Raw genomic sequence first — 12,623 nt, 5'->3', positions numbered from 1 at the left:
CCATGTTTGAGGTTCCAGACCCCATCTTTGTGGTTCGAGACGTCAAATTCGGGGTTCCAGACGTCAACATTGGGGTTCCAGACGTCATCATCGGGGTTCCAGACGTCAGATTTGGGGTTCACAACCTCAAACATGGACCTCGGAACCCCATACATGGAGCTTCGAACCTCATACATGGGGTTCGAAGCCTCAAATTTGACGTTCCAGACGTCACTTTTGACGTTCCGAACCTCACTTTTGACGTTGCAGACCTCATCTTTGACGTTGCAGACCTCATCTTTGACGTTCCAGACGTCAAATTTGACGTTCCTAACCTCAAATTTGGGGTTCCAAGCCTCAAATTTGAGGTTCGGAACCTCAAAATTAGGGTTTTGAACAATTGTAAAGCCGTTAGATATACTTATTTTTCTATTGATACTAGCATAAGTACACCTAACGGCTTCGGCATTGCTGTTTTTTAAAAGAATTAATTTTGTAATGCTAAACCTGGAACAGCAGAGAAATCAATTTCTGTATTGGCCGTATGATTAAAATAGTTGGTCAAAACATTTAAAGCAACAGGTGCAACGGTTTCAGCAATTTCAGCCAACGGATTCTAATGCTTATTTACTAAAATAGTTATTGTCTTCGAACCAATCTGCTAGTCGCTGCGGCCAGGTTCTAAGGGCATTTGTTTTGGCTCTTTTACCAGTATTAAAAGCGTGCCCTCCTTTAGAATACAAATGTACCTCAACCGGAACATTAGTTTTTCGATAACCGTTTAAGAGCTCTACTATTGGGGCTGCACAACACATATCATCATTTGCCGCTAATAAAAATGCCGGTGGAGCATCATTTTTTATCTCTTTAGGAATAAACAAAGGTCCCGGATAAATTAATATTTGAAAATTAGGCTGTGCATCATGTTTGTCTATAGCATCTGATGGATTTTGAGATACATTTTTAGCCTGATACGCAATTAAAGCCACAACTTCTCCACCTGCTGAGAATCCCATTGCTCCCAATCTGTTGGGGTCTATGTTAAAATCAGCGGCTTTGCTACGGATTAACCGCATGGCTCTTTCGGCATCTTGTTTGACGTGGGTTTCCAGCTTGTATAAAGAATCTTTTCCTCTGGCCAGACGGTATTTGAGAACAAAAGCCGTTATGCCAATACTGTTTAAATAAACGGCAGCATCTTTTCCTTCAGAATTAAAGACCAAATTTTCATGCCCTCCTCCGGGACAGATTAGGACAGCCATTCCGTTAGGTTTTTCAGGAAAGAAAGCCGTTATCGAAGGATTATGTACATTTCGTACCCACCAGTCCTGAGCCTGTTCGGGTTCGTCTTTTAGGTGTTCGAAACCTGGTGCACCCTTCTCCCAAAGAGGGATTTTAGTACCTGACTGCTGTGCAAAAAGAGTCGTAGAAAAAAGTACGATATAGAAATAGATATACGGGTTTAGCTTTATGATCATTGCGGTTTTGATTTTAATAGGAACATCAAATATAGAACAATTACCATAAAAGAATAAAGGATATGAAGCTGACAATCAAATTATCACAAAAGAAAAACCTTTTGAAAGATTATTTCAAAAGGTTTTTTAAATTGTCACAAATACCCAATACAGCACTTACTGTCTGGTTTTTATTTTAGAAAGTTTTGAATACTAATAAACTTCCGAAAAAACAGCTTTCATTTCTTCGATAACTATTCTTATATCATTTTCAGACGTACGCCAATTGACAAAAGATGCCCGAATTCCTTTTCGTCCTCTATAAACTGTTGGTGTCATAAATACTTTTCCACTATCATTCAAAGAAGTTAAAAACGCCATTACTTTTTCCTGATTATGATCTCCTTTTAAAGTAAAACAAACATTATTGAGACGAATGCGAGCCATTAATTCGAAATTGCCATCTTCTACAAGAGCGTTTCCAAAATGCAAAGCCATTAGTGCACTATTCTCTACAATATCCTGAATTCCTTTTTTACCGTAGGCCAATAACGAAAACCAAACCGGTAATGCTTTTAAACGTCTTGAATTTTCAGGAAGAACATTTAAATAATTAAAATTCTCTAACGGATTTCCTAAATACGGCGCATTCGTATTCTGGAAAGTTTCTACCTGAAGATTTACGTGTTCTTTTTTAATTAAATAAAAAGCACTTTCATAAGGAACATTCAGCCATTTATGACAATCAATTGTAATACTGTCTGCTCCTTCCCAGCCTCTTACATACGGTTTAAATTTCTCAGAAACGGCAGCAAATCCACCAAATGCAGCATCAATGTGCCACCAGAAATTGTGTTTTTCTTTTAGTTTTGAAATGGCTTCAAAATCATCGAAATCAGCGGTATTTACAGTTCCTGCACTCGAAATCAGGATGAAAGGTTTTCCGTTTAAAGTTTCGATATTTCTTTCTAAATCTTCAATGTCAATAGCTTCACGATTGCCTTCAATAGTTTTAATGGTTGTATAATTATTGCTTCCGATTCCTAACATCGATAGCGTTTTGATGGAAGAAGAATGTGGCGTAGCCGATAAAATATGGATTGTTTCTGAGATTCCTTCTTTAGCAAAATCTTTCCCAAACTGCTTTCCATACCATTGTCTGGCCACTCCCAAACAAGTAAAATTAGACATGGTAGCTCCCGTAACAAATCCGCCTAAAAAAGATTTTGGCAGGTCTAATAATTGCAATAATAGATTGATCGTTTCAAATTCTATTAAAGCCGTGGCACCACCCTGCGCTTTTACCGCCTGCGTATTTTGGTCATATACAGAGGCCAACCAGTCTCCTACAATCGAAGCTGGTGTTGAACCACCGGTTACAAATCCCCAATATCTTGGCCCTGGCGAGGCTACCATAAGCGGCGCTAATCTAGTATTAAATTCTTCTAAAGCAGCCAGAGAGCCCAAACCCAATTCGTTTAAATCACGGTTGATATCAATTGTTTCTTTATTGGATGTTGGGATTGTATCAAGATTGTTCAAAAAACCTAGTCCTTGTTGTTTTGCTTTTTCAAGTATGTTTTCAAAATCATTTAAATCGTGTTGTAATACTGCATTCATTTCTATTATTTTTATATGATTATCCGTTTCTTAAACCAATCACTGAGAATGGCACACAGATGAAACGGATTATCACAGATTGTGAATTACAATGAGCTATTAAAAATCCGCTTTTATCTGTTGAATCGGTGCCGCCTGTGGGCTATGTTTTTTTTTAATTAAAATTTTACCATTTTGTCTTTTCGGAAAACCGGGAAACCACCATCGAACATATTAAGTCGCCATTTACATTTAAGAGCGTAGCAATTGGGTCAACAAGCGTTCCTAAAATCATGGCTACCGGCAGCGCCTGTTCCATGGGTAAACCATATACCGTTATGGCTAAAACTTCTCCGATGTATCCTCCGTTAGGAATTCCTCCTTCGACAATCGAAACGATTACCGTTACGCCTAACGCCAAAAGTATGGTAGAAGGTTCTGTAAAATCTTTTCCAAACATGGCAAACAACACGGTGATTTTTAAGATCGAAGACATACTCGAACCATCTTTATGCAAAGGTGCACCAAGCGGAATAACCAAATTCCTGACATGCGACGGAATATTCATTTTCTCAGCCGCTTCCAGGTTGGCCGGAATTGTAGCAATGCTGCTGCAAGTACCAACAGCCGTTAAAGCGGGTGTGATGTTGTTGCTCCAAAATACTTTAAAAGCTCTTTTTCCTCCTGCTATAAGCGCATAAATACTAAAGAAAACAAAGAAATAAAAAGTACAGGCTCCGTAATAAATCCCTAATGGCTTAGCGTAAACTCCAAATAACTGTGGACCAAAAACACCCACCTGATACGCAAAATAAGCGCCCAAACCTATTGGTGCCATTTTCATGATAATGTTCAGCAGTTGTTTCATAACCTCATTTCCTGAATCCAGAAAAATTCTGAAACTGCTTCCTTTTTCTCCAGATTGCAGACTTGCAAATCCAATCATGAAGGAAAAAATAATCAGAGCCAGCATGCTTTTTCGGGATAATAATTCGAAGAAATCATTTACGGTGAGCAACTGTGCTATTTGTTGGCCAATGCTTCCTGATTGAATATTTTCTATCGGAACTTTAGCCACTATAATATTTTGATGAATCGGAAATAGATAAACGGCGGTAATCATGACTATTGCTGAAATCAGGATTGTTGCTAAAAAAACAACTACCATTATAACGAACAATTTTCCTAACCGTTCTGTCTTTTCAAGATTGGCAATAGAAGAAGCGATCGTAAAAAATATCAATGGAATAATAGCTGTAAAAAGTAAATTCAGAAAGATATCTCCGAGTGGTTTGATAACTTCAACCTCTTTTCCAAAAACTAATCCTAAAATACTTCCGAGTGTGATTCCTCCAAGAAGCAAGAGAATGCTGCTGTAACTTTGTAAAAAATTGATTTTTTTAACCTCCATAATTTAAATTAGTATAAAATTGAGAAAGAGAATCCCTAATAAAATCAATTAAATTACTCAAAAAAAGAGTTCAAAAATTATTATTTTAACTTTTTGCTATTTTTCTAAAACCAGGGTAGTAAAAGCTCTATCGACTAACTCTCCTGTTTTAGTTTTTACTTTCTCTGTTTGAGTTTCTGTATCAACAATCTTAAAAGATGTTTTCTTAATTAATTGCTGTGCTTTTTCGGTGCTGTAAAGCTCGAATTCAAATTGGGTAAAGGGAAGCTGTTTCATGAAACTTTCTTCGGCAAAAGTGATACAGAAAACACCATTTTGGCTTAAAACCCTGTATATTTCTGAAAGTAGTTTTTCAGGCTCCTGCCAAAAATAGATCGTGTTTACCGTAACTATTTTATCGAAAGATTCGTCTTCAAATGGAATTTTATTACCGTCATAAAGTGAGAAGAAAGCTTGTTTTTGAGAAACAAAATTTCTGTTAATCTGGCGCGCTTCCTGAAACATTAATTCAGACATTTCGAGTCCGTAATATTTTAAGTTTTCAGCTTGCTCGAATATAAATGCTACATGCCCCGCATTTCCGTGCCCTAATTCTAAAATAGTATTTCCGCCTTTTATATTCAGATTTAGAAAAGAATGACGCGTCATGTTGATGTTGGTTTCATGCATCATGTTGGCCATTTCTATCCCTTTTTCTCCCGTTGGATGTTTTAACTGTGAGGCGATTGCCTGTAATTCTTCTTTTTCCATAGTACAAAAATTAAATTCCAATTAAAAAATTCCAAATCCCAAGACCTTTGTCATTCTGGGGAACGAAGCAACTAAACTACTATTGTTTTGTTTTTTTGTCATTCCGATTTCTATGATAAAACCAAATCTTTTTTTCAGGAGCTAATCCCGCTATCCGTTGCAATCTTTTGTTTTTTAAAGAAAAAAACAAAAGGATTTCCACTTCTATCGGGGCTAGGGCAGTAGTTTTCATAAGAAAGTTATCAGCTAGTTTGTCATTTCGAAGGAGGACACGAGCGATAGCGAACTGGCGAAGCAATCCCCACAAGTAGCTCTACAAAGATTGTCCGCTTTTCTGTGCGGAGTTACTTGCGGGGATTCCTCGTCCCTCGGAATAACATACTGTGAGTTATTACAGTATCTTTAAGGATAACTCTTAAAAAACCTGGCTTGCAATCTGACGAATATTTTCAGATTTTCCCATTGAATAATAATGTAAAACCGGAACTCCGGCCGCTTTTAATTCGAGAGACTGCTGAATTGCCCACTCGATACCAACTTGTTTGATTTCTGCATTATTTTTGCATTTATCAACTGCATCAATTAAATCTTCTGGCAAATCGATTCTGAAAATTTGCGGTAAAATTTGTAAATGTCTTTGAACAGCAATTGGCTTAATTCCCGGGATAATCGGAATTGTAATACCCATTTCTCTTGCTTTTTCTACAAACGCAAAGTATTTAGCATTGTCAAAAAACATTTGGGTAACTACATAATCAGCACCTGCATCTACTTTTTCTTTTAGTCTCTTTAAATCTGACTGTAACGATGGTGATTCTAAATGTTTCTCCGGATAACCCGCAACGCCAATACAAAAATCAGCTTTGTTATCGACATCCATAACTTCATGGAGGTATTTCCCGCAATTCAGGTTGTTGATTTGTTTTACCAAATCGATCGCAAAATGATTACCACCTACTTTTGGCACAAAAGATTGTTCGTCTTTCATGGCATCACCACGAAGTGCCATCACGTTGTTGATTCCTAAATATTGGCAATCTACCAGCATGTATTCGGTTTCTTCCTGCGTAAATCCTCCGCAAAGCAAATGCGGAACGGTATCAACATTGTATTTATGTTTTATAGAAGCGCAAATTCCAAGTGTTCCCGGACGCATACGGGTTAATTTTTTATCTAAAAGTCCATTGCCTTTATCAATATAAATATACTCTTCGCGAGAAGTCGTTACATCAATAAATGGCGGTTGAAACTCCATTAGCGGATCGATATTATCGTATAATTCCTGAATACTTTTCCCTTTTTGAGGCGGGATAAGTTCAAATGAGAATAATGTTTTTCCTTTGGCGTTTTCTATATGTTCTGTTACTTTCATTCTAAAGTTATGAGTTATGGGTTATGAGTTATGAGTGGAAAAATCTAAAATCTACACTCTAAAATCATAAAATCAATTAATCTGCTATATTAGGGTTTAACCATTTGCTTGCGTAATCTGTTGACACGCTGCGGCGTTTGGCGTAATCGACAACCTGATCTTCTTTTATTTTTCCGAGTCCGAAATATTTACTTTCCGGATTTCCGAAATAATACCCTGAAACGGATGAAGCTGGCCACATCGCCATACTTTCCGTTAAGGTTACACCAATTTCTTTTTCGACATTTAATAATTTCCAAATGGTTGGTTTTTCTAAATGATCTGGACAAGCCGGATAACCTGGTGCGGGACGAATTCCTTTGTAGTCTTCAGAAATCATTTCTTCGGTACTCAGGTTTTCATCTGATGAATAGCCCCAAATTTCTTTACGGATTTTCTCGTGCAAATATTCGGCGAAAGCCTCAGCAAAACGATCGGCTAATGCTTTTACCATAATCGAATTGTAGTCGTCAAGATCTTTCTCAAATTCTGCAGCCCATTCGTCAACACCAAAACCGGTTGTCACACAAAATGCGCCCATATAATCGATTTTTCCGCTTTCTTTTGGCGCTATAAAATCAGCTAATGCAATATTTGGCGCTCCTTTGGTTTTTTGAGATTGCTGACGCAAAGTCAAAAAGGTCTGTAATGGTTTTCCGTTTTCATCCGTCAATTCAATATCATCATCGTTGATTTGATTCGCAGGGAAGATTCCGTAAATACCTTTGGCTTGCAATTTTTTCTCTGCCAAAATCACTTTCAGCATCTCCTGAGCATCTGCAAAAACCGAAGTTGCCTGTTCTCCCACAACCTCATCAGTTAAAATTGCCGGATATTTTCCGAACAATTCCCAGGTTCTAAAAAACGGTGTCCAGTCGATGTAAGGAACTAAAACATCCAAATCGACTTCTATAACCTGTTCGCCAATTACATTAGGTTTCACCGGAGTGAAATTCTCCCAATCCAATTGTAATTTGTTTTTACGAGCCTGCTCAATCGTCAGGAAATTTTTATCTCTCGAACGGTTCAAAAACGTTTCTCTAAACGAATCGTATTCTGCACGAATATCGCTTGCATATATTTTACGGTTATGATCTAATAAATTTCCTGCTACCGTAACGGCGCGCGAAGCATCGTTTACGTGAATTACAGTTTCTCTATATTGCGGAGCGATTTTAACGGCAGTATGCGCACGCGAAGTCGTTGCTCCACCAATCATAATCGGAATCTTAATATTTTGTTTGTCTAATTCTTTGGCCAGATACACCATTTCGTCAAGCGAAGGCGTAATCAACCCGCTTAAACCAATAATGTCCACATTATGTTCAATCGCAGCTGCGATAATTTTTTCCGGAGGCACCATTACACCCAAATCTACAATCTCGTAATTATTACAGGCCAAAACCACCGAAACGATGTTTTTACCAATATCATGAACGTCACCTTTTACAGTAGCCATCAATATTTTTCCGTTTCCTTGTTTGTCTCCGGCCTGTTTGCTTGCTTCAATATAAGGCAACAAGTACGCTACCGCTTTTTTCATTACACGTGCTGATTTTACAACCTGAGGCAAGAACATTTTTCCGCTTCCGAATAAATCTCCTACTACATTCATTCCTGTCATCAAATTGATTTCGATAACTTCGATTGGTTTGGTTGCTGCCAAACGCGCTTCTTCAACATCCTCTTCAATAAAAGCATCAACACCTTTTACTAACGAATGCGTAATACGCTCTTGAACTGTTCCTAAACGCCATTCCTGAATCGCTTTTTCGTCTGATTTTACTTCGCCTTTTACGTTCTCAGCAAAGTCCAAAAGTCTTTCGGTTGCATCGTCGCGTCTATCCAGAATCACGTCTTCAACGTGTTCTAATAAATCTTTTGGAATATCATCGTAAATCGAAAGCATCTCCGGATTCACAATTCCCATCGTCATTCCGTTTTGGATCGCGTGGTATAAAAACACCGAGTGCATCGCTTCACGAACCGTATCATTTCCTCTAAAAGAAAACGAAACATTACTCACACCACCGCTAATATGCGCATGAGGCAAGTTTTCGCGAACCCATTTTGTCCCTCTAAAAAAGTCCAAAGCATTCAGGCGATGTTCTTCCATTCCGGTTGCAACTGGAAAAATATTCAAATCGAAAATAATATCCTGTGGAGGAAAACCAACTTTATTAACCAAGATATCATACGACCGCTGGCAAATTTCTACTCTACGCTCATAATTATCAGCCTGACCAACTTCGTCAAAAGCCATAATAATGGCTGCCGCTCCGTATCGTTTGATTAATTTGGCGTGGTGAATAAAGGCTTCTTCGCCTTCTTTCAACGAAATCGAGTTGACAACACTTTTTCCTTGTACTACTTTCAGACCCGCTTCGATGATTTCCCATTTCGAACTATCGATCATAATCGGCACTCTCGAAATATCCGGTTCTGATGCAATTAAATTCAGGAATTTTGTCATTGCCTGAACACCATCAAGCATTCCCTCATCCATATTAATATCGATGATTTGTGCTCCACCTTCTACTTGCTGTCTTGCAATATCAAGCGCCTCGTCATATTTCTCTTCCTTGATCAGGCGAAGGAATTTTCTGGAACCTGTTACATTCGTACGTTCCCCAACGTTTACAAAAACACTTTCGGGCGTAATAATCAACGGTTCTAATCCTGCTAATACAAGGTCTCTTCTTTTTTCTGCCATTTCTTTTTTAAGTTACTAAGATTCTAAGTTGCTTAGATTCTGAGTTTTTTTATTCTTTGTTTTTTCTGCAAGGTTTTCAAAAACCTTGTCGGTATATTTCGTTTTTAATAATCTTATTTTGGGCGTGTCCCAAGGGCCGGGCTATCCGTTTCTATCCCTCACGCGGCACTCGGTTTTATAATAATGTTTATGTTTTTCCGAGATTTTAATTGTATTTTTCTCTAATAGATTTACAATTACTATTTAAACCTGGATAAACACTTTCTTCCGAAATACCCAACCATTTTAATTCATTTTTAATATCACTTTTTTTACTTCCATCTATCATTATACTTTTTAAGAAATGCTGTTTGTTCGGATGATTAAATAACCCATTTACTTCATTTCCAAAAATAGTAAAACAAGCTTTTTGCGCTTTCATTCTTTCATCAAACAAGTAAGGATAAATTGCTAATGGAAAAGCTTTTTTATCGGAATCAAAATCCATTTTTAAATACATTCTACAAAATTCATCTAAATCAAGTTTTTTATCCTCATCAAACAAACTTTTCTTTTTTGAACTTTGAGGAAAATAAATTATAGGTGAATCAATTTTTGAATACTTTTGATATGTTAATCTATTCAACATATAAGGATTTAAAATCCAAATTTTTGCATCTCCTTTTTTAACATCTTCTCTTATAGCAAAATATATTGCAACTAAAGCACTTTCTGTCCAATCTAACAATCGAGTATTTAGTCCATAATGTTGCATTAAAAAATAATTATTCCATTCATTATTTTCAATTCTATTCTGATTTAAAAACATCATTGAATTTCTTGAAAATTCGGCTTTTAAATTATCCTCAATTGCTTTTACATTCTCATATACTGAAGTATAATCATCTTCCGTGACTTTACCAGAAACCCTATACGCATTAGGAAGTAATGGAGTAAATGGTACCGCTTTAATTTTATCTTCTAAAGAAGCGTTTTCTTCTAAAGGAATAAAATCTTTTTCTGCTCTAAACCATAAGTTTCGTATATCACCTTCACGACTAAGTGATTTGAATTCACTTTTAATTAATTCTATTATTTCAGAAAGACTTTCAGCTTTTTTATCCATTTTACTTTAACAAAATAATTATTTATACTTCAAATATTATTTATTTCACACCAATTCCGGAGCCAAACGTGGCTTATAATCCTTCGCGATATCAGCAATCAATCGGATATGATCCGGAGTTGTTCCGCAACAACCACCGATGATATTGACTAAATTATCATCCAGATATTCTTTTATCAAAGCTTGCATTTCTTCTGGTGTTTCGTCGTATTGCCCGAACGCATTTGGTAAACCTGCATTTGGGTGTGCTGAAATATTAAATTGTGTATGTTGCGATAATGTTTTTAAGTATGGTTTCAACAAATCGGCTCCAAGAGCACAATTGAAACCAACACTCAACAACGGAATATGTGATACTGATATCAAAAACGCTTCAACCGTTTGTCCGGAAAGTGTTCTTCCTGATGCATCGGTAATCGTTCCTGAAACCATGATCGGAATATCGATATTGCGTTCGTCTTTTACTTCTTCGATGGCAAAAAGTGCTGCTTTTGCGTTTAATGTGTCGAAAATCGTTTCTACCAAAAGCAAGTCAGAACCTCCGTCCATTAAGGCTTCTACTTGTTGTTTGTAGGCAATGCGTAAATCATCAAACGTTACGGCTCTGTAACCCGGATCGTTTACGTCTGGAGACATACTTGCTGTTCTGTTTGTTGGCCCTATTGAACCCGCTACAAAACGGGGTTTGTCTGGATTTTTAGCTGTAAATTCATCGGCTACTTGACGGGCAATTTTTGCCGATTCGTAGTTGAGTTCGTAAACCAAATCTTCCAGAAAATAATCGGCCATACCGATTGTGGTTCCAGAGAAAGTATTGGTTTCTACAATGTCTGCACCGGCTTCGAAATAAGCGGCGTGAACATCACGAATTGCCTGAGGTTGTGTGATGGATAGTAAATCGTTGTTTCCTTTTAAAGGATGTGGAAAATCCTTGAAACGCTCTCCACGAAAATCTTCTTCGGAGAAGTTATAGCGTTGCAGCATTGTTCCCATTGCTCCGTCAAGGATTAGGATATTTTTTTTGATTGCTTCCTGAATTGTTATTGCCATGTTGCTTGCCTTTTGCCGCGAAGACGCTAAGACACTAAGCTTTTTTATTTAATTATAATTTCGAAGGGTCTAAACTTCGATGATTTTATTTTTTTAATTCACATTGATTCCAAGAAATCAGTATTGATGGCTCTTTAGCCCCGATGGAAGCAAATATCCTTTTATTCTGGGGTTCAGAATAAAAGATATTGTGTACAGCGGGAACCCATGACCACATAAATGCGTCAATGATTCGCTCATGATACTGAATTCAGTAAAATAATATTGTGTTATCGGGAAAAGTTGGAGAAATACGTTGTGTATTTGTGTTATCTATCTTAGACACTGAAAAATTTCAGCGTAAAGTAGAATGTAGCACCTTCTTTATGGTAAAGGGTTGCTAAGGTTTCATTGGGTCTTTCCCTCCGCCTTTCGTGATAACTTTCAATAATTTTAAGAACAGTGCAAAGGTATGAAATCACCTTTCGATTTGCAAGTGTTTTTTTTAAGTTTCTAAGCTGCTAAGGTTCTGAGGTTCTAAGTTTAAAATTTACTCAGTATTTAGGCTTTTGTTTTGTTCCTCTAAAATTGATGATTTCGATAGTTTTTGAAGAAATGTTAATTCTGTAAACCAAATAATTGTTTTTATCTACAATGGCTTTGTACAACAAATTATCTTTTTCTGTTTGAGGGAATTGTTCTGGATTGTGACCTATTTGGTTGATTACTTGCTTAATTTTTTTCTCTAATTGCAGGATTTCTCTAAAAGTCCATTCTGCTTCCAAATAATCAAGAACGCTGTTTAATCCTTTTACAGCTTGTGGTGTCCACTTAAATCTTACTGCCATTTAGAAAATACATTCATCACTTCCTCATGACTTAAAAACTCATTGTTATCTGCTTGTGTAATTCCGATTTGAATTTCATCTTTTTCTACATCAGATAATTCATCATACCAATCTTTTCGATTTGCTTTTAAAACCAATTCCAGTTTTTCTAAAACACTTTCGTCAACTTTGGTCAATTCCTGTATGAAATTATATTTTCTAGCTTCTAAATTCATGATAATTAAATTTATGAAATACAAAGATACGTTTTTTTAAGTTTCTAAGATTCTGAGGTTCTAACTTTAAAATTTGGATCAAAAAATAAGCCCAAACCTTAAGAAG

At 36.8% G+C, this 12,623-nt stretch carries 12 protein-coding genes and 1 riboswitch; of the genes, 1 reads left to right on the top strand and 11 read right to left on the bottom strand.

All coding sequences use genetic code 11. The annotated features are described in order from the left end of the window. The coding region (locus GON26_RS20385; protein WP_160376617.1) for a hypothetical protein at positions 1 to 461 on the top strand (461 nt) is incomplete at its 5' end. Positions 462 to 466: 5 nt separating this feature from the next. Here GON26_RS20385 and GON26_RS21785 read toward each other — a convergent pair. The 11 genes from GON26_RS21785 to GON26_RS20330 all read right to left on the bottom strand — a co-directional run bounded on the left by GON26_RS21785 (position 467) and on the right by GON26_RS20330 (position 12,517). Continuing rightward, the gene (locus tag GON26_RS21785) at positions 467 to 589 is read right to left on the bottom strand and encodes a carboxymuconolactone decarboxylase family protein (RefSeq protein WP_262885447.1); all 123 of its coding nucleotides are present in this window, start codon (positions 587 to 589) and stop codon (positions 467 to 469) included. A gap of 13 nt (positions 590 to 602) precedes the next feature. Continuing rightward, a complete protein-coding gene (locus GON26_RS20375; protein ID WP_160376616.1) occupies positions 603 to 1,457 on the bottom strand; it encodes an alpha/beta hydrolase in 855 nt (284 codons plus the stop codon). A 192-nt stretch (positions 1,458 to 1,649) separates the two neighbouring features. After that, complete coding sequence (locus tag GON26_RS20370; RefSeq protein WP_160376615.1) at positions 1,650 to 3,056, bottom strand: pyridoxal phosphate-dependent decarboxylase family protein; 1,407 nt, start codon at positions 3,054 to 3,056, stop codon at positions 1,650 to 1,652. Positions 3,057 to 3,222: 166 nt separating this feature from the next. Beyond that, on the bottom strand, positions 3,223 to 4,446 hold the full coding sequence (locus GON26_RS20365; RefSeq protein WP_160376614.1) for a dicarboxylate/amino acid:cation symporter: 1,224 nt from the start codon (positions 4,444 to 4,446) through the stop codon (positions 3,223 to 3,225). A 96-nt stretch (positions 4,447 to 4,542) separates the two neighbouring features. Continuing rightward, positions 4,543 to 5,196: a class I SAM-dependent methyltransferase gene (locus tag GON26_RS20360; protein WP_160376613.1), complete on the bottom strand. Its 654-nt coding sequence runs from the start codon at positions 5,194 to 5,196 to the stop codon at positions 4,543 to 4,545. Positions 5,197 to 5,611: 415 nt separating this feature from the next. Beyond that, on the bottom strand, positions 5,612 to 6,568 hold the full coding sequence (gene metF / locus GON26_RS20355) for a methylenetetrahydrofolate reductase [NAD(P)H] (RefSeq protein WP_160376612.1): 957 nt from the start codon (positions 6,566 to 6,568) through the stop codon (positions 5,612 to 5,614). 76 nt (positions 6,569 to 6,644) lie between these two features. Continuing rightward, a complete protein-coding gene (metH, locus tag GON26_RS20350; protein WP_160376611.1) occupies positions 6,645 to 9,320 on the bottom strand; it encodes a methionine synthase in 2,676 nt (891 codons plus the stop codon). A 205-nt stretch (positions 9,321 to 9,525) separates the two neighbouring features. Continuing rightward, the gene (locus GON26_RS20345; RefSeq protein WP_160376610.1) at positions 9,526 to 10,425 is read right to left on the bottom strand and encodes an FRG domain-containing protein; all 900 of its coding nucleotides are present in this window, start codon (positions 10,423 to 10,425) and stop codon (positions 9,526 to 9,528) included. 45 nt (positions 10,426 to 10,470) lie between these two features. Next, a complete protein-coding gene (locus GON26_RS20340) occupies positions 10,471 to 11,475 on the bottom strand; it encodes a homocysteine S-methyltransferase family protein (protein WP_160376609.1) in 1,005 nt (334 codons plus the stop codon). A gap of 305 nt (positions 11,476 to 11,780) precedes the next feature. Next, positions 11,781 to 11,898: riboswitch (SAM riboswitch) on the bottom strand. A gap of 110 nt (positions 11,899 to 12,008) precedes the next feature. Next, a complete protein-coding gene (locus GON26_RS20335) occupies positions 12,009 to 12,302 on the bottom strand; it encodes a type II toxin-antitoxin system RelE/ParE family toxin (RefSeq protein WP_160376608.1) in 294 nt (97 codons plus the stop codon). Beyond that, on the bottom strand, positions 12,293 to 12,517 hold the full coding sequence (locus GON26_RS20330; protein ID WP_160376607.1) for a hypothetical protein: 225 nt from the start codon (positions 12,515 to 12,517) through the stop codon (positions 12,293 to 12,295). Before GON26_RS20330 ends, GON26_RS20335 begins: the two co-directional genes overlap by 10 nt. Between the last annotated feature and the right edge of the window lie 106 nt (positions 12,518 to 12,623).

The organism is Flavobacterium hydrocarbonoxydans (assembly GCF_009789235.1).
Classification (GTDB): Bacteria; Bacteroidota; Bacteroidia; order Flavobacteriales; family Flavobacteriaceae; genus Flavobacterium; species Flavobacterium hydrocarbonoxydans.
This window is presented reverse-complemented; position numbering and strand designations above follow the sequence as displayed.